Annotated in this window: 22 protein-coding genes; 13 read left to right on the top strand and 9 right to left on the bottom strand. The window is 46.3% G+C overall.

The window, feature by feature from the left end; all coding sequences use genetic code 11:
- Positions 1-58 precede the first annotated feature (58 nt).
- Together ppa and fbp are read right to left on the bottom strand one after the other, a co-directional pair.
- Positions 59-589, bottom strand: coding sequence for an inorganic diphosphatase (gene ppa, locus VCHENC03_RS01860; RefSeq protein ID WP_005437361.1), 531 nt, complete (start codon positions 587-589; stop codon positions 59-61).
- Between the two features lie 125 nt (positions 590-714).
- Positions 715-1,731, bottom strand: coding sequence for a class 1 fructose-bisphosphatase (fbp, locus tag VCHENC03_RS01865; protein ID WP_005430527.1), 1,017 nt, complete (start codon positions 1,729-1,731; stop codon positions 715-717).
- A 313-nt stretch (positions 1,732-2,044) separates the two neighbouring features.
- Here fbp and mpl point away from each other — a divergent pair, with 313 nt between their 5' ends.
- The 5 genes from mpl (at position 2,045) to thiQ (ending at position 7,589) form a co-directional block, all read left to right on the top strand.
- On the top strand, positions 2,045-3,403 hold the full coding sequence (gene mpl / locus VCHENC03_RS01870; protein WP_009707808.1) for a UDP-N-acetylmuramate:L-alanyl-gamma-D-glutamyl-meso-diaminopimelate ligase: 1,359 nt from the start codon (positions 2,045-2,047) through the stop codon (positions 3,401-3,403).
- A complete protein-coding gene (locus VCHENC03_RS01875) occupies positions 3,403-4,041 on the top strand; it encodes a flavin prenyltransferase UbiX (RefSeq protein WP_005450501.1) in 639 nt (212 codons plus the stop codon). The genes mpl and VCHENC03_RS01875 overlap by 1 nt, the downstream gene beginning before the upstream one ends.
- Positions 4,042-4,291: 250 nt before the next feature.
- Complete coding sequence (thiB, locus tag VCHENC03_RS01880) at positions 4,292-5,284, top strand: thiamine ABC transporter substrate binding subunit (RefSeq protein WP_009707806.1); 993 nt, start codon at positions 4,292-4,294, stop codon at positions 5,282-5,284.
- A gap of 14 nt (positions 5,285-5,298) precedes the next feature.
- Positions 5,299-6,885 carry a thiamine/thiamine pyrophosphate ABC transporter permease ThiP gene (thiP, locus tag VCHENC03_RS01885; protein WP_083481892.1) on the top strand — a complete coding sequence of 529 codons (1,587 nt, stop codon included), beginning with the start codon at positions 5,299-5,301 and terminating at the stop codon, positions 6,883-6,885.
- Positions 6,885-7,589, top strand: coding sequence for a thiamine ABC transporter ATP-binding protein (gene thiQ / locus VCHENC03_RS01890; RefSeq protein WP_009707804.1), 705 nt, complete (start codon positions 6,885-6,887; stop codon positions 7,587-7,589). Before thiP ends, thiQ begins: the two co-directional genes overlap by 1 nt.
- Before the next feature lie 94 nt (positions 7,590-7,683).
- Here the strand turns inward: thiQ and VCHENC03_RS01895 are convergent, their stop codons facing one another.
- The 4 genes from VCHENC03_RS01895 to argR form a co-directional block, all read right to left on the bottom strand.
- Positions 7,684-8,121, bottom strand: coding sequence for a universal stress protein (locus tag VCHENC03_RS01895; protein WP_005437370.1), 438 nt, complete (start codon positions 8,119-8,121; stop codon positions 7,684-7,686).
- A 44-nt stretch (positions 8,122-8,165) separates the two neighbouring features.
- Positions 8,166-10,745 carry a TRAP transporter permease gene (locus VCHENC03_RS01900; protein ID WP_009707803.1) on the bottom strand — a complete coding sequence of 860 codons (2,580 nt, stop codon included), beginning with the start codon at positions 10,743-10,745 and terminating at the stop codon, positions 8,166-8,168.
- A gap of 294 nt (positions 10,746-11,039) precedes the next feature.
- Positions 11,040-12,008, bottom strand: a complete 969-nt coding sequence (locus tag VCHENC03_RS01905; protein WP_009707802.1) for a TAXI family TRAP transporter solute-binding subunit — start codon at positions 12,006-12,008, stop codon at positions 11,040-11,042.
- Between the two features lie 384 nt (positions 12,009-12,392).
- Positions 12,393-12,863 (bottom strand): transcriptional regulator ArgR, encoded by a 471-nt coding sequence (argR, locus tag VCHENC03_RS01910; RefSeq protein WP_005430583.1) that lies wholly within the window; start codon positions 12,861-12,863, stop codon positions 12,393-12,395.
- Positions 12,864-13,221: 358 nt separating this feature from the next.
- On the opposite strand from argR, the gene mdh reads away from it, so the two are divergent.
- Both mdh and VCHENC03_RS0126285 read left to right on the top strand, forming a co-directional pair.
- Complete coding sequence (mdh, locus tag VCHENC03_RS01915) at positions 13,222-14,157, top strand: malate dehydrogenase (protein WP_009707801.1); 936 nt, start codon at positions 13,222-13,224, stop codon at positions 14,155-14,157.
- A 133-nt stretch (positions 14,158-14,290) separates the two neighbouring features.
- Positions 14,291-14,482 carry a hypothetical protein gene (locus VCHENC03_RS0126285; protein ID WP_020196546.1) on the top strand — a complete coding sequence of 64 codons (192 nt, stop codon included), beginning with the start codon at positions 14,291-14,293 and terminating at the stop codon, positions 14,480-14,482.
- Positions 14,483-14,564: 82 nt separating this feature from the next.
- Here the strand turns inward: VCHENC03_RS0126285 and ispB are convergent, their stop codons facing one another.
- Entirely contained in the window at positions 14,565-15,536 is a 972-nt protein-coding gene (ispB, locus tag VCHENC03_RS01920; RefSeq protein ID WP_005437375.1) for an octaprenyl diphosphate synthase, read from the bottom strand.
- A 257-nt stretch (positions 15,537-15,793) separates the two neighbouring features.
- Here ispB and rplU point away from each other — a divergent pair, with 257 nt between their 5' ends.
- The 6 genes from rplU to folA all read left to right on the top strand — a co-directional run bounded on the left by rplU (position 15,794) and on the right by folA (position 19,649).
- Complete coding sequence (rplU, locus tag VCHENC03_RS01925) at positions 15,794-16,105, top strand: 50S ribosomal protein L21 (RefSeq protein WP_005437376.1); 312 nt, start codon at positions 15,794-15,796, stop codon at positions 16,103-16,105.
- A gap of 20 nt (positions 16,106-16,125) precedes the next feature.
- On the top strand, positions 16,126-16,383 hold the full coding sequence (gene rpmA / locus VCHENC03_RS01930; RefSeq protein ID WP_005383095.1) for a 50S ribosomal protein L27: 258 nt from the start codon (positions 16,126-16,128) through the stop codon (positions 16,381-16,383).
- Positions 16,384-16,594: 211 nt separating this feature from the next.
- Complete coding sequence (cgtA, locus tag VCHENC03_RS01935; RefSeq protein ID WP_005437377.1) at positions 16,595-17,770, top strand: Obg family GTPase CgtA; 1,176 nt, start codon at positions 16,595-16,597, stop codon at positions 17,768-17,770.
- Between the two features lie 116 nt (positions 17,771-17,886).
- Complete coding sequence (locus VCHENC03_RS01940) at positions 17,887-18,687, top strand: threonine/serine exporter family protein (protein ID WP_032803107.1); 801 nt, start codon at positions 17,887-17,889, stop codon at positions 18,685-18,687.
- Positions 18,687-19,160 (top strand): threonine/serine exporter family protein, encoded by a 474-nt coding sequence (locus VCHENC03_RS01945; RefSeq protein WP_005437379.1) that lies wholly within the window; start codon positions 18,687-18,689, stop codon positions 19,158-19,160. The genes VCHENC03_RS01940 and VCHENC03_RS01945 overlap by 1 nt, the downstream gene beginning before the upstream one ends.
- A 9-nt stretch (positions 19,161-19,169) precedes the next feature.
- Complete coding sequence (gene folA / locus VCHENC03_RS01950) at positions 19,170-19,649, top strand: type 3 dihydrofolate reductase (RefSeq protein ID WP_009707799.1); 480 nt, start codon at positions 19,170-19,172, stop codon at positions 19,647-19,649.
- Between the two features lie 67 nt (positions 19,650-19,716).
- Here folA and apaH read toward each other — a convergent pair whose 3' ends face one another.
- Positions 19,717-20,523: a bis(5'-nucleosyl)-tetraphosphatase (symmetrical) ApaH gene (apaH, locus tag VCHENC03_RS01955; RefSeq protein WP_009707798.1), complete on the bottom strand. Its 807-nt coding sequence runs from the start codon at positions 20,521-20,523 to the stop codon at positions 19,717-19,719.
- A gap of 12 nt (positions 20,524-20,535) precedes the next feature.
- The gene (gene apaG, locus VCHENC03_RS01960; RefSeq protein WP_005437382.1) at positions 20,536-20,916 is read right to left on the bottom strand and encodes a Co2+/Mg2+ efflux protein ApaG; all 381 of its coding nucleotides are present in this window, start codon (positions 20,914-20,916) and stop codon (positions 20,536-20,538) included.
- Positions 20,917-20,919 lie beyond the last annotated feature (3 nt).

Genomic DNA, 20,919 nt, shown 5'->3' with positions numbered 1-20,919 from the left:
TCGTGAATACAAAAAAGAGCTGCCTGTGTGCAGCTCTTTCTCTTTTTAACGTTCGCAGTTACTTGCTTTGCGCACGCTCGTAAGATTCTAGGATTTCTGCTTTCGCTGCAGCAACATCTGCCCAGCCATCCACTTTCACCCATTTACCTGCTTCAAGCTCTTTGTAACGCTCAAAAAACTGTGTGATTTGGGCTTTGAGTAGCTCTGGAATATCGTCCACATCTTGAATGCCTTCGTACTCTTTCGAGATTTTAGAATGCGGCACAGCGAAGACTTTCGCATCTTCACCCGATTCATCCGTCATCTTCAATACGCCAACTGGGCGACAACGAATCACAGAACCTGGCATCAATGGATAAGGAGTAGGAACCAGTACGTCAACTGGGTCACCATCTAGAGAAAGGGTGTCGTTCACGTAGCCGTAGTTACATGGGTAGAACATTGGCGCAGACATGAAACGGTCGACAAATACAGCACCAGTGTCTTTATCTACTTCGTATTTGATTGGATCCGCGTTAGCAGGGATTTCGATAACGACATAGATATCGTCAGGCAGTGATTTACCTGCTGGTACGTTGTTTAAGCTCATTTGAATATTCCTTTTCATTGAGGATTAAGCGTTTAGAGGCTTAATCTGGCTAACATTTACGCAGTTCACTTTAACGACAAAAACGCGGCAGGTAAACACCTGCCGCGTTGGACAAAGGTCTGAAATTAGTCTTCTTCGCGATTCAGCTCAAGAAACTCTTCGACTTTGTTGACCATGTTCTTTGAACCCACAAAGAAAGGCACACGCTGGTGCAGTTCGGTCGGTTTCAAATCCATAATGCGGTTTACACCGTCAGACGCCAGACCGCCAGCTTGCTCAATTAAGAATGCCATTGGGTTGCACTCGTACAACAAGCGCAGCTTGCCTTGAGGGTGGCTTTGCGTACTTGGGTATAAGTAGATGCCGCCTTTAAGCAGGTTACGATGGAAGTCAGCCACCAGTGAGCCGATGTAGCGAGATGTGTATGGGCGACCATCTTCAGGCACATTCTCCTGGCAGTACTTGATGTACTTCTTCACGCCCTGCGGGAAGCGGATGTAGTTACCTTCGTTGATCGAGTAGATCTTGCCATCTTCTGGGATCATCATGTTTTCATGAGAAAGACAGAAGCTGCCAATCGATGGGTCGTAAGTGAAGCCGTTTACGCCATTACCCGTGGTGTAAACCAACATAGTAGATGAGCCGTAAATCACGTAGCCCGCCGCCACTTGTTTGTGACCAGGCTGTAGGAAGTCTTCTTCTGTTGGCGGGGTACCAATAGGAGAAACTCGACGGTAAATAGAGAAAATCGTACCGACTGATACGTTCACATCGATGTTTGATGAGCCATCGAGTGGGTCCATTAGTACAACGTACTTTGCGTTTTGGTTGAGTTCTTTGTTGAACGCAACTGCTTCATCTTCTTCTTCACTTGCAACGCCACACACTTGGTCACGTGCTTCAAGTGCTGCTTTGAACTTGTCGTTCGCGTATACATCAAGCTTTTGCTGATCTTCGCCTTGTACGTTTTCCGTACCTACAGCGCCGGTGATATCACCAAGACCTGCCGCGTTGATTTCGCGGTTAACAATTTTGGCAGCTAAACGAATGGAAGCTAAGAGAGATGAAAGATCACCGCTAGCGTGGGGGAAATCCGCTTGTTTCTCAACAATGAATTCGCCTAGGGTGCGCAGTCCTGACATGGTTTATCCTTACATTTTTCATTTCGTTGGGGGTGTCGCGCAATGGGTCATCTCTTTATGGATGTTAAACGATTGCGCTAGATGTAAGTTTATGACGCGGATCTTATTAATGGTAATGAAGTAACCGACTGAGATCTCAATTTATTTGTCTTATTGCATAAGAAGTCTGTCACTTGGTTAATGCTTGGTCAGTCAGTACTAAGCCCTGTCAGATTTGTGAAAGAGACTGCACGAACAGGGCGAAAGGCACTCGCTTTTCTGGTGGTTATCACGATAATGAAAGGATTAAAGAAAGCATTACAAGGTTAAGTTTATGCACATTCATATCTTGGGTATCTGCGGCACGTTTATGGGCGGTGCGGCAATTTTAGCGCGTCAGCTAGGTCATAAAGTGACGGGTTCGGATGCCAACGTTTATCCACCAATGAGCACCCTGTTGGAGTCTCAAGGTATTGAAATTATTGAAGGCTTTGACCCTTCTCAACTTGACCCTCAACCTGATCTTGTGGTGATTGGTAACGCAATGAGCCGTGGTAATCCATGTGTTGAGCATGTGTTGAATACCAATATGCGTTACACCTCTGGCCCACAGTGGTTACAAGAGTTCTTATTGCACGATCGCTGGGTTCTGGCGGTATCGGGTACCCATGGCAAAACCACCACTTCAAGCATGCTGGCTTGGATCTTAGAAGACTGTGGCTACCAGCCTGGTTTCCTTGTCGGTGGTGTGTTGGGTAACTTTGGTGTGTCGGCACGCTTGGGTGAAAGTATGTTTTTCGTCGTTGAAGCGGACGAATACGACAGTGCTTTTTTCGATAAACGATCTAAGTTTGTTCATTACCATCCACGTACATTGATCATGAACAACCTTGAATTTGATCATGCAGACATCTTCGACGATCTTGAAGCGATTAAGCGTCAATTCCACCACTTAGTGCGTACTGTTCCTGGGAACGGTTTGATCCTTGCACCGAAGCAAGATCAGTCGTTGCAAGACGTGATCGAGCGTGGTTGTTGGACAGAAAAGCAGTTCTCTGGTGTGGATGGTGATTGGCAAGCACACAAACTGGTTGTTGATGGCTCAAAATTTGAAGTGTCGTTGCAAGGTGAGAAAGTAGGTGTCGTAGATTGGGACCTTGTTGGTGACCACAACGTGGATAACGCTCTTATGGCCATTGCAGCTGCACGTCATGTTGGTGTTGCGCCGGAACTGGCTTGTCAGGCTCTCGGTCGTTTTATCAATACCAAACGTCGCTTAGAGCTGAAAGGTGAAAAGCAGGGCGTGACGGTTTACGACGATTTTGCTCATCATCCAACGGCGATTGAACTGACATTGGGTGGTTTACGTAACAAGGTGGGCGAAAAACGTATCCTTGCCGTTTTAGAGCCTCGCTCTGCGACCATGAAGCGCGGTGTTCATAAGAATACGCTGGCAGCTTCTCTGCACAGTGCTGATGAGGTGTTCCTCTTCCAACCAGATAACATTGATTGGTCGGTACAAGAGATTGCCGACCAGTGTAAACAACCTGCTTTTGTGGATGCAGAGATGGACAGCTTTGTCGCAAAAATCGTAGAGCAAGCGCAGCCGGGTGACCAAATCCTCGTAATGAGTAATGGTGGCTTTGGTGGTATCCACGGCAAGCTTCTAGAACAACTGAAACAAAAAGCTTGATGACATCTATGCAGCAAAAAGTAACCCCTAAAAAAGCCATCACATTAGCATTAACGGGCGCCTCTGGTGCCCCGTATGGGCTTCGTCTTCTTGAATGTTTGGTTGCCGCGGACTACCACGTGTATGTGCTGATCTCTTCGGCTGCGCGAGTGGTAATGGCGACTGAACATGACCTGAAACTACCAAGCGGCCCTGAAGCGGCGCAAAAGGCGTTAGTTGAGCATCTCAACTGCAATCCAGATAACATCACTGTTTGTGGTAAAGACGATTGGTTCTCGCCCGTGGCTTCTGGCTCTGCGGCACCAAAACAAATGGTGGTGTGTCCATGTTCCGCGGGCAGTGTCGCGGCCATTGCACACGGCATGTCGGATAACTTGATTGAACGTGCTGCAGACGTGGTGATGAAAGAACGCGGACAGCTTTTACTTGTGGTGCGTGAAACGCCATTCTCGACGCTGCATCTGGAAAACATGCACAAGCTCTCGCAAATGGGCGTCACCATTATGCCGGCAGCACCGGGCTTCTATCATCAGCCTAAGAGTATTGAAGACTTGGTTGACTTTATGGTGGCAAGAATTCTCGATCACCTTGGGATTGAGCAAGGCTTGGTGCCACGTTGGGGTTATGACCAACGTTGATTGTGTAATCAATAAAAGACCTTTACAATCCATCCAACTCATCGGGGAGCAAATCCATCAGGTATTGATGTTATCAATGCCAAGGGGCGCTGAGACCTAATTGTTTAACATTGTTGAGCAGACAGGGACCCGTATTACCTGAACCAGATAATGCTGGCGTAGGAATTGAGTCTGGATATTGGAAGTCCTAAATACCGCCTCAACCCTGTGCCGCTCAACTCATGTTAATAATGCAAATGGAGAGCGAGCAGTGAAAACCACTCTTAGTCTGATTGCCCTTGCAACCATCACTTCTACTTCAGCGTTTGCCGCTGAAAACACCCTAACTGTCTACACTTATGACTCTTTCGCTGCTGATTGGGGACCGGGTCCTAAAGTCGAAAAAGCGTTCGAAGCCAAATGCGGTTGTGACGTTAATTTCGTTGCGCTGGATGACGGTGTTTCAATCCTTAACCGCCTTCGTTTGGAAGGAAGCAACAGCAAAGCGGATATCGTGTTAGGTTTGGATAATAACCTGATGGCGGAAGCGAAAAAGACTGGGCTTCTGGCTGAGCACAACGTTGATACATCGAATACGACCTTGCCTAACGGTTGGGACGATAAGACCTTCGTACCGTACGATTACGGCTACTTCGCGTTTGTGTACAACAAGGAGAAGTTGGCGAACCCTCCAAAGAGTATGAAAGAGTTGGTGGAAGAGCGTGATGATCTGAAAGTGATTTACCAAGACCCTCGCACTTCGACGCCGGGACAAGGTTTGATGTTGTGGATGAAGTCTATCTACGGTGATTATGCGACTCAAGCGTGGAAGCAACTGGCGACTAAAACGGTTACGGTTACAAAAGGTTGGTCAGAAGCTTACTCGATGTTTTTGAACGGTGAGTCCGATCTCGTGCTGTCTTACACGACTTCTCCCGCGTACCATTTGATTGCAGAAGATGACGCGAAATACGCAAGCGCAGATTTTGCCGAAGGGCACTACATGCAAGTGGAAGTGGCGGCTAAGGTGAAAGGCTCAAAGAATGCTGAGCTAGCAGATGAGTTCATGAACTTTATTTTGAGTGATGAGTTCCAATCTGCGATGCCAACTGGTAACTGGATGTTCCCAGTGACTGGCGTTGAGTTGCCAAAAGGTTTTGAAACTCTGAGCGTACCAAGTAAACCACTGAGCTTTAGTGCAGACGAAGTAGCGAAAATGCGCAAGACTTGGATTCGCGAGTGGCAAAGCGCATTGACGTTCTAATATAGGTTCTACTTTTGAATTCTGTTCCGAAAATAGGGTTAGGGGTCGCGATGATTATCGCGACCTTTGTTGTTTCTGCCCTTGGTGCTTTGATTGTCCAAGCGCCTTCACTTGATGTGTCTATGGTGTGGGGAGACCCATACTATCAGCACGTCACCAAATTCAGCTTCTACCAAGCTTTCCTTTCGACACTATTGAGTGTTGGCTTTGCTATTCCTGTAGCTCATGCACTTTCTCGACGTGAGTTCTTTGGGAAGTCTCTATTGCTCAAGTTGTTTGCGTCTACCTTAGTTTTACCTGTGCTGGTCGGTGTATTTGGCTTATTGGCGATTTACGGTAACAGCGGCTTATTGGCTCAATGGCTAAAAAGTATCGACGCTGAGCTGCCGTTTTCCATCTATGGTTTGAACGGAATTTTACTTGCGCATTTGTTCTTCAATATGCCTTATGCAGCGCGGCTCCTTTTGCAGGCATTAGAGTCGATACCTGCAGAACAACATAAACTGTGTGCACACCTTGGAATGAGTCATTGGGACAAGTTTCGTTGGGTGGAATGGCCACGCCTAAGACAGCAATTGCCACACGTAAGCGGCTTGGTGTTTATGCTTTGCTTTACCAGTTTTGCCACCGTGATGGCATTAGGCGGCGGACCGAAATCGACCACCATTGAACTCGCTATTTATCAGGCGATTAAGTTCGATTTTGATCTGCAAGCAGGGGCGCTTTTGGCACTGTGGCAAATGCTACTATGTGGCTTGTTAGCAATTGGCGTACAGAAGTTGACGAAGCCAGTCTCAGTAAGCGCTGGCAGCACATCGGTACAGCAATATTTAACGAAGGATCATAGGTGGTCAAAAGCTTGGGATAGCTTTTGGATCATAGGTGCCTTTTTACTAGTCATACCGCCGCTTGTGATGGTGGTGTTTAGTGGGATCAACCAGCAAGTTTGGTCGGTACTGACCGATGAGCGTTTTTGGTCAGCACTGTTTAATTCACTCAAAGTTGCGCTACTGGCGAGCTCTCTTGCCGTTGCTGCAGGCGTATCGATTTTGCTGACCAGTCGACGTTGGCGATTGCTGTATAAAAATACTCGTGCCGATCAAATTGAGCTTATCGGAACCATCATTTTAGTGACGCCAGGTTTGGTGATTAGCACTGGACTGTTTTTACTGCTGCGTTCGTTTACTGATGTATTCAGCTTAGCGTTTTTTGTCGTGATTTTGGTTAATGGCTTGATGGCATTGCCTTACGTCATCAAGACTTTATCTCAACCTATGTTGCACATTGAGCAGCAATATCAGTACGTGTGTGCCAGCTTGGGCATGCGTGGTTGGCAACGATTTAAAGTCGTGGAGTGGCAAGCACTGCGTAAGCCGTTTGCACATGCTTTTGCTATTAGTTTTATGTTTGCGATTGGTGACTTAAGTGCGATCGCCTTATTTGGCGGACAAGAATTTAGAACCTTGCCGTTGTACCTATTCCAACTGCTCGGCAGTTATCAGATGGATGCAGCAGCGGTTGTGTCGGTTACTTTGTTGTTACTCAGCGTAGGCTGCTTTGCTGTGATTGAAAAAGTATTAAAAACAAAGGGGAAAGCATAATGTTAGTGTTGGATGATGTTCAGTACACCTATCAACGTGAGCTGTTTCGCTTTGATTTAGAGATTAAGCGCGGACAAATCGTGTCGCTGATGGGACCGAGCGGTGCAGGTAAATCAACGTTGCTCGCTTTGGTCGCTGGATTCATTAATCCTGACCTAGGCGATATTTTGGTTGATGGCACATCTATCGTGAGTAAAGAGCCTTATCAGCGCCCGTTTTCAATGCTGTTCCAAGAACACAATCTGTTTGCTCACCTGTCAGTAAGGGACAACATTGGTCTAGGGTTGCATCCGGGGTTAAAGCTTACGGCAGACCAAAAGCTTCTTGTGGAGCAAGCCGCCAAGCAGGTCGGGGTTGCTGAGTATTTAGATCGTTTACCTGAACACCTTTCTGGCGGTCAGCGTCAGCGTGTGGCACTTGCACGTTGCTTTGTTCAGCCGCATTCAATGTGGCTACTTGATGAACCTTTCTCTGCTCTTGATCCCGTGCTGCGCGAAGAGATGCTGACACTGGTGAAACAGCTTGCTACTGATCGTGGTATTACCGTGTTAATGGTGACGCACCACTTGAGCGATGCAAGAGCGATTGCGAGTCATTTTGCTTTTGTCGCTGGTGGTCAGGTCGAAGCGTCAGGTGACATTGATGAATTGGCAGTATCGCATTCTAGCGATGTTTTAACAGCGTTTGTGCGAGCGGCAGGGTAGAGCACCGTTTATCTTTGATGAATTAGGCTTAAGAAAAACAAAAGGTTGATGCGAGCATCAACCTTTTTTTATTTTGGGAGTTTGAATGAGCACGTTAGCCTTGTGGCTTCACTACCATCACATTGATTGGTGAGTTCTCTACCACTTTGCTCGCTACAGAGCCCAACATCACTTTGTTGATCTTTGAGCGTTTGTGGCTTGGCATGATGATAAGATCGGCACCTAAGCGCTCAGCGTAATCAAGGATGGTTGCATACGCTTTGCCTTCTGCAACGTGTACTTTGTAAATCACTTCATCATCGATGTGCTGGTCAGCAAACGTTTTGAGTTGTTGCTTCACGTCTTGCTTCATCTTCGCAGCCGCATCTTTTGGGAAGTAAGTTGCGACCATCGACATATGAATGCCAGGCAGTACAGTCAGTAAGTGAACTTCCGCGTTGGCTTGTTTTGCTTGCCAAACAGCCAGCTCAACAGCTCGGTCAGAGAAGCCTTGGTCATTTAGATCAACCGGAACAAGAATTTGTTTATACATTCAGTGTCTCTCATCATGGCCCCTTGTCCTCGGGGCCTAATCGGTTATGCGCTCAACTGTTCCCTACGAGCACGACGTTTTTGGTTCATGGCAAGTACCAGCAAGATCATTAAGCAAGGCACAAATACCCATTCTTTCATTGGGCGCTCTGCGTCTTGAACAATCCATTTGATCTCCCAGTCGAAGTCGACGCCAGACGATTCTGCCGGACTACCAAACTCAACCATGTCTACGATCATTTTGCCGTCGTTCTCGGTTAGCATTAGGCCCATAGAAGAGATGCGCTCTTCTGCAGTTTTTGCTTTATCTTCGAACGGAAGACGTACCGTTTTCTCTACGTAGTCACCTTCTAGGTTTTCACCTGCGACTCGTAGCTCAATGGATTCTCCTACATTTAGCCCTTCCGTGATTTGAGCTATCTCAACCCCAGGGGAAAGAACTTTTGCAGGGTAGATCATGTCCCACCAGAATCCTGGACGGAAGAAAGAGAACGTCAGTACAAGCAACAAGATGGTTTCCCACCACTTGTTACGTGTAAACCACCAACCTTGCGTCGCTGCTGAGAAGATCAACATCGCAATGATTGAGGAGATTACAGTGAGAGCAAGGTGCCACCAAGTGTCGATACCCATCAACAAGAGTTGAGTGTTGAAGACGAACATGAATGGCAGAATTGCGGTTCGAATATCGTAGGTAAAGCCTTGAATACCCGTTCGAATTGGGTCGGACTTAGCAATAGCTGCCGCTGCAAAGGCTGCCAGACCTACCGGAGGCGTATCATCAGCTAGAATACCGAAATAGAACACGAACAAGTGCACCGCGATCAGTGGGATGATCAAGCCATGAGCTGCACCCAGAGTTACGATAACTGGAGCCATCAGAGTTGATACCACGATGTAGTTTGCCGTCGTTGGCAGACCCATACCAAGGATCAAGCTGATCACTGCAGTAAACAACAGCATTAGGATGATGCTACCGCCAGAGATGAACTCGACGAAGTCTGTCATCACCAGGCCAATACCGGTTAGTGTTACTACACCAACTACCGTACCGGCAGCAGCCGTTGCCACACCGATGCCGATCATGTTGCGCGCACCAGATACCAAGCTCTCTGCTAGGTCGACAAAGCCATCTTTCGTTTGCTCAACCAAGTCACCTTGTTTGGATAGCAAAGCAATCAATGGGCGTTGCGTCAGCAAGATAAAGATCATGAACACGGTTGCCCAGAATGCTGATAGACCCGGAGAGAAGCGCTCAACGGTTAAACACCAAACCAGCACAACGATTGGTAGCAGGTAGTGAAGGCCAGATTTAATTGTTGGGCCCGGATCTGGTACTTCGGTTAGCTCAGCATCAATTTCAATCGCGCCATCTTTGACGTGATTCGCTGAAATCTTCACAAGACCGACATAAGCAATCAGTAAAGCTACAGTAACGATAGGTGTTGCTGCATCGCCGAAGACGTCTTTTGTCCAACCCACGCCGTAGTAAACCAAAGCACTAATCACGCACAAGCCGAGGATGGTGCCAGTGAATGACAACAGGCTTTGTAGCATGGTTGGGTTATGGCGACGAGGAAGACCAGTCATACCGGCTTTACATGCTTCAAGGTGGACAATGTAAATCAAGGCGATGTAGGAGATAAGCGCAGGAAGTAGGGCTGCTTTAATTACCTCTACGTAAGAGATACCAACGTATTCCACCATTAGGAAGGCCGCTGCACCCATAATAGGTGGTGTAAGCTGACCGTTAGTTGAAGCTGCAACTTCTACCGCACCGGCTTTTGTGCCAGGGAAACCAACTCGCTTCATCAGCGGAATGGTAAAGGTACCCGTCGTTACTACGTTGGCAATTGATGAGCCAGAAACCAAACCCGATAGACCAGACGCAACAACTGCCGCTTTTGCAGGACCACCCTTCATATGACCAAGCAATGAGAAAGCCACTTTAATGAAGTAAGCGCCAGCCCCAGCACGTTCAAGCATCGCACCGAAGAGTACGAACAAGAATACAAAAGACGTTGATACACCAAGTGCAACACCAAATACACCCTCAGTCGTTAACCATAGATGCGACATCGCTTTGTTTAAGCTAGCGCCTTTATGGGCAATGACGTCTGGCATATATGGGCCAGCAAAGGTGTAAGTTAAGAATACCGCTGCAACCACCATGAGCGGTGGACCTAATGCACGGCGGGTTGCTTCAAGTAGCAAGACCATACCAGTAACCGAAACGACGATATCTACTGTTGTAGGTGCTCCGGAACGTCCTGCTAACTCGGTATAGAAAATATAAATGTAAGCCGCAGCAAAGCTACCCGCGAGTGCTAATACCCAGTCGATGAGTGGGATACGATCACGCGGAGAGTTCTTCATTGCTGGGTAAGCAGTGAAAGCGAGAAAAGTGGCAAAAGTTAGATGAATTGCTCGCGCTTCAGTGTCGTTGAGTACGCCAAAATTAAAAATAAATGGTAGCGGAGAGGCATACCATAATTGAAATAGCGACCAGCACAGCGGAACGAACCATAAGATTCGACCTTGCATGCCCATTGGGCTACGCGCACCTGTATCTGCCTGAGCCACCATCTCTTGCACATCTTGTGACGGAGTGTTGTTCGTCGCCATGTACTTTTTCCTTATTATTGATGGTCCTGTCTGTATTGCGTATCGAGAACCGCCTTCGCTATAACAGTGTAGTGAATAGAGCGAAGTTTGCTTTCGAGTGAATCGCTACAATCCTTCAACCCATTGATTCATAGGTATGGAAAAGTGCGTTTTCTTTTTCTTAGGTGTGTGAGCGCGACTTCCGGAAGAAATCGGCAAAATTGAACAAAGTATGCTGGTTGAAGGTGCTCGACCAGCATACTCAATCAGACAGAAAACCATCCTTTTCTGTCTGAGCTTGAAGTTAGTAGTTGCTTACTTAAGCAGACCTACTTCTTTGTAGTATTTTTCTGCACCTGGGTGAAGAGGGATAGAAAGGCCAGCTTTCACCATGTCTTCTTTCTTCAGGTTTGCAAATGCAGGGTGTAGACGCTTGAAGGTATCGAAGTTTTCGAATACCGCTTTTGCAACGTTGTAAGCCACGTCATCTGAAACGTCAGAAGTCGTTACCATTGTTGCCGCAACACCAAAGCTGTTTACGTCTTTGTCTGTACCACGGTACATGCCAGCAGGCACTGTGCTGAACGCATAGTAGGGGTTATTAGCAACGATCTTCTCGATTTCTGGACCAGTTGCTGGAACTAGCTTCGCATCACAAGAGGTTGTTGCTTCTTTGATTGAACCGTTCGGGTGACCAACCATGTAGATAAACGCGTCGATCTTGTTATCACATAGTGCTTGAGAACGTTCTGAACCTTTTAGTTCTGATGCAAGTTTAAAGCTGTCGTTAGTCCAGCCCATTGCGTCCATCACTACGCCCATTGTCGCGCGGTCACCAGAACCAGGGTTACCGATGTTTACACGCTTACCTTTAAGGTCTTGAACGTTTTCGATGCCAGAGTCTGCACGTGCGATGATGTTAAAAGGTTCGGTATGAAGAGAGAACATTGCACGTAGTTTTTTGTACGGGCCTTGTTCAGCAAACTTACTCGTACCGTTGTAGCCATGGTACTGCCAATCCGATTGCACGATACCAAAGTCTAGCTCGCCAGCACGGATTGTGTTGACGTTGTAAATTGAGCCACCAGTCGATTCTACTGAACAACGGATGTTGTGATCTTTACGACCTTTATTCACCAATTTACAAATAGCACCACCAGTAGGGTAGTAAACACCTGTAACAGAGCCAGTACCGATAGTAATAAACTCTTGAGCGTTAACTGCGCCTGCGCCCATAACTGCTGCAGCGATAGCGCCTACTTTAAGAAGTTTGTTAAATGCCATGAATTTCCCTTCCTTATATTCATTATTAACCCGGAAATAACCAAAAATCACTTCAGGAGTTTCCTATTTGGAAACGGCATCTTTTCCAATCCAATCGTTTGAAAAAGCGAGCGAATCATAACAAAAAATTGGCAGAAAATTATCCGATTGTTAAAAACTATAGCGAATAAGTCTAAAGTGTGCGTTGGTGTGTGGGGATGAATTCGTAGACTAATTCTTTTTAGAACAATTACTTATCTTGCATGTTGGCGAGGGTATTAAAAAAACCAATAGCGTGATGTAAATCACAAATAGGATGGGTGAAAAATAAGCTAAAAAATCAAAAAATTTACATTTTTCATGGGCTACAAAACTCAACTAATTTCATAGCCCACAAACAGTTACTTAGCCTGTGTACTCGAAAAGCTCACACACAGATTTGAACAATTGTTCTGTAGAAACTGGCATTGTCGGGGTAATGAAGATGGTGTCATCACCAGCAACCACACCTAAGATGCCTTCTGATTTGCCTAATGAGTCCAGTAGGCGAGCAATCAATTGAGCGGCACCTGGGCCGGTGTGGATAACGACAAGAGCTGCGTTATGGTCGATATCCAACACCAACTCACGCAAAGAGCTGCTAACTGTTGGTACGCCTAACTCTGCTGGTAGGCAGTAAACCATTTCCATTTTTGCGTTACGTGTACGTACGGCACCAAACTTAGTCAACATGCGAGAAACTTTGGATTGGTTGATACTTTCAAAACCTTGTTGTTTTAGTGCATCAACGATCTCACCCTGTGAGCCAAAGCTCTCTTCTTTTAATAAGGCTTTAAAAGCGCGAACTAAGTTATCTTGTTTTTCTGAATTGCGCATAGTCGTTATGATTCTCTTATCAAGGGTCAGCAATTTTGCATATTCTCGCATAGATATTCAGGCAGTGCCAAAAAGTCACGACATTATGTTAATTCCATCACTGTAAACCCTAAACAGGATAGGGTTCTTTAAGTATGAAATTGTTGACCTATTTATTGCACTGAATTTCTTGTCATTTCAACAGAATAAACGAATAATCAAGCCTTTGTTTGTAGCACGGTAACAGCGAGTTGCGCGAGGTCGCAAAGCTGGCGTTAATTGATTGTAATCAAGTTGTGATTCCGATAGCTTTGTTTCAGCTGGTTACAAAATACCCTACGAATACGTTTATAAGAGAAATACTCTCAAGGAGAACTACATGAAAGTAGCCGTTATTGGTGCCGCTGGCGGCATCGGTCAAGCTCTGGCCCTTCTACTTAAGAACCGTCTTCCTGCAGGTTCAGATTTAGCCCTATACGATATTGCTCCAGTAACTCCTGGTGTGGCTGCAGATCTTAGCCACATCCCAACTCCGGTTTCTATTAAAGGTTACGCTGGCGAAGATCCAACACCTGCACTTGAAGGTGCGGATGTTGTTCTAATTTCAGCTGGTGTAGCTCGTAAACCTGGTATGGATCGCGCGGATCTGTTCAACGTAAACGCTGGCATTGTTAAGTCGCTGGCGGAAAAGATCGCAGTTGTATGTCCAACAGCATGTGTTGGTATCATCACTAACCCAGTGAATACAACAGTGCCAATCGCAGCTGAAGTGTTGAAAAAAGCAGGCGTTTACGACAAGCGCAAACTGTTTGGTGTAACAACGCTGGACGTTATCCGCTCAGAAACCTTCGTGGCTGAACTAAAAGATAAAGATCCAGGTGACGTTCGCGTTCCTGTTATCGGTGGTCACTCTGGTGTGACAATTCTTCCTCTTCTATCTCAAGTAGAAGGTGTTGAGTTCACTGCTGAAGAAGTTGAAGCGCTAACGAAGCGTATCCAGAATGCGGGTACAGAAGTAGTAGAAGCGAAAGCGGGTGGCGGTAGTGCAACTCTATCTATGGGCCAAGCTGCATGTCGCTTTGGCTTAGCGCTAGTACGTGCTCTTCAAGGTGAAGAAGGCGTAGTGGAGTGTGCTTATGTAGACGGTGGCAGCGAACATGCACCATACTTCGCACAACCTGTGAAGCTAGGTAAAGACGGCGTAGAAGAAGTTCTAAGCTACGGTGCGCTAAGTGACTACGAGACGTCAGCATTAGATGGCATGCTAGAAACACTAAATGGCGATATCAACATTGGTGTTGAATTTGCGAAATAAGCGTATTTTTATATAGGTTATATAAAGAAGACAATTTAAATTGAAAGCCGATCTGATGATCGGCTTTTTTGATCCTTTCACCTTATCTCGCGTAACAGAGTCTGAATCGGGTAACTTTGTGAAGGAGAGGGTGATGGAAGCAAATCGAATCCGTAAAGGTATGGTCGTTGAGTGTCAGCAAGGTGTCGGTACGATTCTAGTCATCGACCAAGAGGCAGAGACAGTGCTGCTTGCTAAGCAAGGTTCAGAAGAGCAGCTTGCAGTTAGCTTCGATGAAATAGAAGACAATCCACAGCTTCACGACAGTTGTGACCGTTATTACTAACGAAACATCGCTTGAGCGCCAAACATAATGAAAAGGAAGAGTAGCACTCTTCCTTTTTTCATCAGGGTCTTCTTTTACTAGCTTAGCTGGTACGCTTAACTGCCATGTGGGCTAGAGTAATCAGCGCTTGCTTGTAATCAGATTCTGGAAGGATTGCGAGTTCTGCAATCGCTTTATCTGCTTCATCCATCGCTTTTTGCGTGGTGTATTCCAGCGAGCCAGCTTCCTGCATTACCGCTAGAATGTCTTCTAGTCGATCCATGCCATTGGCCTTCTCAATCGCTTCACGAATCATCTGCGCATTCTCTGGCGTGGTATTGCGCATTGCATGAAGTAGAGGAAGCGTTGGTTTGCCTTCAGCCAAATCATCACCAACATTCTTACCCATATCCTCACCGTCAGACGTGTAATCCATCACGTCGTCGATCAGTTGGAATGCTGTGCCCAAATATTTACCGTAGTTCTGGAATGCGACTTCTACTTCTTCCGGCGCATCGTTAAGAATCGCACCAATCTGTGTAGCGGATTCAAACAAACGTGCGGTCTTAGAGTAGATGACCTGCATGTAGCTTTCTTCTGTCGTGTCAGGATCATTACAGTTCATCAACTGCTGAACCTCACCCTCTGCGATCACATTAACTGCGTCGCTCATCAGTTTAAGGATCTTCATTGATCCTAGCTCAGTCATCATTTGGAATGAGCGAGTATAAATAAAGTCCCCAACTAACACGCTAGCGGCATTACCAAACGCAGCGTTTGCTGTCGCTTTACCGCGGCGCATGTCTGATTCGTCTACCACATCATCGTGCAACAAAGTTGCCGTATGGATGAACTCGATAAACGCAGCTGCCATTGTATGGCCGTTACCTTGGTAACCAAGAGCACGTGCTGACAATATCGCCAGAAGTGGTCTTAAGCGTTTGCCTCCACCACTCACGATATAGAAACCGAGTTGGTTGATTAAAGAGACATCAGAATTTAGTTGGGCTTGAATTGTTTCATTCACTTTTGCCATGTCATCGGCAGTAAGCGCTTGGATAGTTTTAAAATCCATCGTATATCCGGCTGAAGTTAGACCCTGCAAGGCTTATTCGATTTATATAATTGTCGAATAATACACTAAAAAACGTTGATTAATACATTACTAAAGGGCATGATTGCCGCACTTTTCTTTGGCGATTAGCTTTTCGCCAATTTTTTCAAAATATGGCTTGTCATAGGGGCATCTCTTCTGTAGAATCTGCGCCCTATTGATGATTAGTTTAGCGCACACCCTCATGAAAAGGCTGTGCGGAAAAAGCGGAGTAAAATATGTACGCTGTTTTCCAATCTGGTGGTAAACAACACCGTGTAAGCGAAGGTCAAACTCTTCGTTTAGAGAAATTAGACGTTGAAACGGGCGCAACTGTTGAATTTGATAAAGTTCTTCTTGTTGCTAACGGCGAAGAAATCCAAGTTGGCGCACCTCTTGTAGAGGGCGGCAAAGTTGTTGCTGAAGTAGTACAACACGGTCGTGGCGATAAAGTTAAAATCGTTAAGTTCCGTCGTCGTAAGCACTCTCGTAAGCAACAGGGTCACCGTCAGTGGTTCACTGAAGTGAAGATCACTGGTATCAACGCTTAATCTATTAGGAGAGTTTAACAATGGCACACAAAAAAGCTGGTGGTTCTACTCGTAACGGCCGCGATTCAGAAAGCAAACGTCTAGGTGTTAAACGTTTCGGTGGTGAATCTGTTCTTGCAGGTAACATCATCGTTCGTCAACGTGGTACTAAGTTCCACGCTGGTAACAACGTAGGTATCGGTAAAGACCACACTCTATTCGCTCTTACTGAAGGTAAGGTGAAGTTCGAGGTTAAAGGTCCTAAGAACCGTAAGTTTGTAAGCATCGAAGCTGAGTAATTTTACCTTTTAGGTTAATTACTAAAGCTTTATAGCTGAATTCAAAAGCCCTGCCGATTCGGCGGGGTTTTTTATTTGTAGCAGTCGACATATTCAAGTTTCTCGTTTTATCCCTGAGGGGTTGGAATCTGGGAGCTTAGATCTGTCATCTGCTAAAATTGTTTGATGGCAAATCAGATTTAATCCACGCACGAAGTAGTCGGAGTAAAAGATGAAGTTCGTAGATGAAGCGGTAGTTAAAGTTCAGGCTGGTGACGGCGGTAGCGGCGTTGTAAGTTTCTGGCGTGAAAAATTCATCACTAAAGGTGGCCCAGATGGTGGCGACGGTGGTGATGGTGGTGATGTATACATCCAAGCCGATGAAAACCTAAATACCCTGATCGATTACCGTTTCCAACGCTTTTACGAAGCAGAACGCGGTGAAAACGGTCGCGGAGGTAACTGTACTGGTAAACGTGGTAAAGACATCACACTTCGCGTACCAGTAGGTACTCGCGCGGTTGATATCCACACTAACGAAATCGTTGCAGAAGTAGCAGAACACGGTAAGAAAGTGATGGTCGCGAAAGGCGGCTGGCACGGTCTTGGTAACACGCGTTTTAAATCTTCAGTAAACCGCGCTCCTCGTCAGAGAACGCTAGGTACTAAAGGTGAAATCCGTGAAATCCGTCTAGAGTTATTGCTATTGGCTGACGTTGGTATGCTTGGTCTACCTAACGCAGGTAAATCAACCTTTATCCGCGCAGTATCAGCAGCAAAACCAAAAGTAGCAGATTACCCATTTACAACGCTAATCCCAAGCTTGGGTGTTGTGAGTGTGGTTCCTGAGAAGAGCTTTGTGGTTGCAGACATCCCTGGTCTAATCGAAGGCGCAGCTGACGGTGCTGGTCTAGGTATTCGCTTCCTTAAGCACCTAGAGCGTTGCCGCGTACTGCTACACATGATTGATATCATGCCTATCGATCAGTCAGATCCAATTCAAAATGCCCTAACCATCATTGATGAACTGGAGCAATACAGTGAGAAACTAGCAGGTAAACCTCGTTGGCTAGTCTTCAACAAAACGGATCTGATGCCAGAAGAAGAAGCGAATGAAAAGATCCAAGAGATCTTGGACGCTCTAGGTTGGGAAGACGAGTTCTTTAAGATCTCAGCGATCAACCGTAACGGTACAAAAGAGCTTTGCTACAAGTTAGCAGACTTTATGGAAAACCTACCTCGCGAAGAGGAAGAAGTTGCTGAAGAAGATAAAGTGAACTTCATGTGGGATGATTACCATAAAGACGCAATCGCTGGTAAAGACGTTATCACTGAAGAAGATGACGACGATTGGGATGATTGGGACGATGAAGAAGACGACGGTCACGTTGTTTACGTCCGCGACTAATCGCTAGCTAATTCATTAAGCCGCAATGTTTATTGCGGCTTTTTTTGTATCTAAATCATGTTTAGACGATGTGATTTGCGGCACAATAATAAGCTTAACGGACTTAGGAAGTATTTATGACATCGGAAGTTATACCGTCTTGTGCAACGACGGCATCCAATCAAAGGGCCATTTCTCGGCTCGTTGCCCAAGCAGGGCAAATGCTCTTAGCCCACGGGGCTGAAAGTACGCTTGTGAGTGACATCATGCAGCGCATCGGTATTGCCTGTGGTGTCAGTGAAGTGGCAGTGGCATTATCTGCAAATGCTTTGGTTGTCACTACAGTCAAAGACGATCATTGCATTACAACGACCAGAAGTTGCGCCGATCGCGGGATCAACATGCGAGTGATCACCCAGATCCAACGAATTTGTATCATGATGGAGCGCGGCTTACTCGATGTGAGAATGGCGCAGAAGAAACTCAATACCATTAGCCCTGAGCGCTATAACCGTTGGTTGGTGGTGTTCATGATCGGCCTTTCTTGTGCGGCCTTCAGTCATTTAGCGGGTGGAGATTTAGGTGTGTTTGTCATGACGTTTCTTGCTTCCGCAGGCGGCATGACCGTTCGACAAGAAATTGGCCATCGCCACTTTAATCCTCTTCTCAACTTCGCTGCCACGGCGTTTGTGACCACACTAATTTCTGCTCAAGCGGTGATTTTTGACATTGGTAATCTGCCAACCGTTGCGATGGCATCATCGGTATTGATGCTAGTGCCCGGCTTCCCGCTGATTAACTCGGTTGCCGATATGCTGAAAGGCCATATCAACATGGGCATTGCACGATTTACCATGGCGAGCTTATTAACCTTAGCAACTTGCCTCGGCATTGTTGCGGCAATGGAAGTCACGGGGATTTGGGGGTGGATGAGCTAATGAGCGTATTTGAACTCATCTTAGGGCTGTTGAACGATATGTTCTTCGCCGCTATTCCTGCCGTTGGTTTTGCTATGGTGTTTAATGTGCCGCAGAAAGCACTCAAATACTGCGCTGTAGGTGGTGCGATTGGTCATGGCAGTCGCTACCTAATGATGCACTTTGGCTTGCCAATTGAATGGGCAACGTTTTTTGCAGCGACGTTAGTCGGTTTGATCGGTGTGCATTGGTCCCATCGTTTTCTTGCTCACCCTAAAGTCTTCACTGTGGCTGCTTTGATTCCTATGGTTCCGGGCGTATTCGCATATAAGGCCATGATCGCCATGGTAGAGATAAACCACTTAGGTTACTCACCTGAACTTATTGCGACGTGCATGGAAAACTTTCTTAAGGCGATGTTTATTATTGCTGGCTTAGCGGTTGGCTTGGCGGTTCCGGGGCTGTTATTCTATCGCCGCAGACCCATAGTATAAGGATCCAATATGATCATCAGCATGATTGCCGCGATGGCAGACAACCGAATCATCGGTAAAGACAACCAGATGCCTTGGCACCTTCCTGCCGATTTTGCATGGTTTAAGCGTTGCACCATGGGCAAGCCAGTTGTTATGGGGCGTAAAACCTATGAGTCTATTGGGCGTCCATTACCTGGTCGTTTGAACATTGTCATCAGCCGTGATGCTTCACTTTCCATTGAAGGTGTTACAACGGTCACGTCAATTGAGCAAGCACTTGAGGTTGCTGGTGAAGTGGAAGAAGTCATGATTATTGGTGGCGGAGCGATTTATGCCGCGTGCCTCCCCATGGCTAACAAGCTGTATGTTACTCATATTGAAGCTGAAATTGATGGAGATACTCAGTTCCCCGATTGGGGAACTGAGTTCAAAGAAACGTACTCTGAAGCGTACCAAGCGGATGAGAAAAACGCTTACAACATGCGTTTTACTGTCCTCGAAAAGTAATCGGATAGAATGAGAAAAGCACCGCAAATGCGGTGCTTTTTGTTTTCTAGTCCGGCAATCAGAACCGTTAACTGAGAGCGTCTTGAGTGAAGACTTGCTTGTCTTCCCAACGAATCATGGTGAGTGAACCACCCCAAACGCAGCCAGTATCAAGACCAATGATGCTTTCATCTATATGACCTTGTAGTGCTGCCCAGTGCCCAAATAGCACTGCTTTTTCTAGTGGGACTCGTTGTGGGAGCTTAAACCAAGGCACGAGTTCATCTTCAGACACTTCTTGCGGTGGTAGTTTGCAATCCATATCCAAGCGACCATCAGTAAAGCAAAAACGCATGCGAGTAAACGCATTGATGGTGTAGCGATAACGATCGAGACCCGACAAGGATTCATTCCAAAGATCGGGTTGGTTGCTGTACATGTTTTCTAGCAACCAAGGTAGCTTTTCACTTTGAATGATGCTTTCAACTTCACGTGCACACGCTCTTGCAGTATCAAGATCCCACAATGGAGAGATGCCAGCGTGACACATAACGAACTCGTCATGCTCGGCCATAAGAGGTTGCTGAGCCAACCAAGTAAGCAGCTCTCGTTTATCCGGAGCGGAAAAAATAGGTGCAGTCTTATCCTTGTCTTTGACTTTTTTCAGTCCGTGCGACACCGCCATTAGGTGTAGGTCATGATTACCAAGTACCACTTTGGCACTGTCACCCAGAGACTTAACAAAACGTAATGTTTCTAGAGATTTAGGTCCGCGAGCGACGAGATCTCCCGCTAGCCAAAGCTGGTCGTGCTGTGAAGAGAAATTAACCTGTTCTAGTAACTGCTGAAGCTCATCAAAACAGCCCTGAATATCACCAACAATATAAGTCGCCACTGAATCTCCTGATTAATTTAAGACGTTTGGAACCGCTAAACGGAATGGATCAATCTCGGTGATAAATTGCTGTCCTTTTTCATCCAACAACATGTAGTGTCCTTGCATAACGCCAACCGGTGTTTCAAGCGCAGTTCCGCTGCTGTAAGTGTATTCGTCGTTACCCGGAATAAAAGGCTGTTGACCAACCACACCTTCACCTTCGACCGTCATTTGTTTACCGTTTGAGTCGGTGATTAACCAGCGACGGCTAACTAATTGGACAGTTTGTTGGCTGAGGTTTTTTATTGTGATGATATAAGCGAAGACGTATCGCTGCAGTTCTGGGTTGGACTGTTCTTCAATGTATTTGGTATGAACTTGGATTTTGATGCAAGGTTGAATGACGTCCATGTG

This window comes from Vibrio sp. HENC-03 (assembly GCF_000305755.2).
Classification (GTDB): Bacteria; Pseudomonadota; Gammaproteobacteria; order Enterobacterales; family Vibrionaceae; genus Vibrio; species Vibrio owensii.
The sequence above is the reverse complement of the archived record's forward strand: the minus strand, read 5'-3'. Positions and strand labels throughout refer to the sequence as shown.

Coding starts and splice junctions, on each gene's coding strand:
- VCHENC03_RS01905 (WP_009707802.1), bottom strand. CDS start 12,008: ATGGCATTTAACAAACTTCTTAAAGTAGGCGCTATCGCTGCAGCAGTT.
- folA (WP_009707799.1), top strand. CDS start 19,170: ATGATCATCAGCATGATTGCCGCGATGGCAGACAACCGAATCATCGGT.
- VCHENC03_RS01945 (WP_005437379.1), top strand. CDS start 18,687: ATGAGCGTATTTGAACTCATCTTAGGGCTGTTGAACGATATGTTCTTC.
- apaG (WP_005437382.1), bottom strand. CDS start 20,916: ATGGACGTCATTCAACCTTGCATCAAAATCCAAGTTCATACCAAATAC.
- VCHENC03_RS01895 (WP_005437370.1), bottom strand. CDS start 8,121: ATGTATAAACAAATTCTTGTTCCGGTTGATCTAAATGACCAAGGCTTC.
- mdh (WP_009707801.1), top strand. CDS start 13,222: ATGAAAGTAGCCGTTATTGGTGCCGCTGGCGGCATCGGTCAAGCTCTG.
- fbp (WP_005430527.1), bottom strand. CDS start 1,731: ATGTCAGGACTGCGCACCCTAGGCGAATTCATTGTTGAGAAACAAGCG.
- rpmA (WP_005383095.1), top strand. CDS start 16,126: ATGGCACACAAAAAAGCTGGTGGTTCTACTCGTAACGGCCGCGATTCA.
- argR (WP_005430583.1), bottom strand. CDS start 12,863: ATGCGCAATTCAGAAAAACAAGATAACTTAGTTCGCGCTTTTAAAGCC.
- ispB (WP_005437375.1), bottom strand. CDS start 15,536: ATGGATTTTAAAACTATCCAAGCGCTTACTGCCGATGACATGGCAAAA.
- mpl (WP_009707808.1), top strand. CDS start 2,045: ATGCACATTCATATCTTGGGTATCTGCGGCACGTTTATGGGCGGTGCG.
- cgtA (WP_005437377.1), top strand. CDS start 16,595: ATGAAGTTCGTAGATGAAGCGGTAGTTAAAGTTCAGGCTGGTGACGGC.
- VCHENC03_RS01940 (WP_032803107.1), top strand. CDS start 17,887: ATGACATCGGAAGTTATACCGTCTTGTGCAACGACGGCATCCAATCAA.
- thiQ (WP_009707804.1), top strand. CDS start 6,885: ATGTTAGTGTTGGATGATGTTCAGTACACCTATCAACGTGAGCTGTTT.
- VCHENC03_RS01875 (WP_005450501.1), top strand. CDS start 3,403: ATGACATCTATGCAGCAAAAAGTAACCCCTAAAAAAGCCATCACATTA.
- rplU (WP_005437376.1), top strand. CDS start 15,794: ATGTACGCTGTTTTCCAATCTGGTGGTAAACAACACCGTGTAAGCGAA.
- VCHENC03_RS0126285 (WP_020196546.1), top strand. CDS start 14,291: ATGGAAGCAAATCGAATCCGTAAAGGTATGGTCGTTGAGTGTCAGCAA.
- VCHENC03_RS01900 (WP_009707803.1), bottom strand. CDS start 10,745: ATGGCGACGAACAACACTCCGTCACAAGATGTGCAAGAGATGGTGGCT.
- ppa (WP_005437361.1), bottom strand. CDS start 589: ATGAGCTTAAACAACGTACCAGCAGGTAAATCACTGCCTGACGATATC.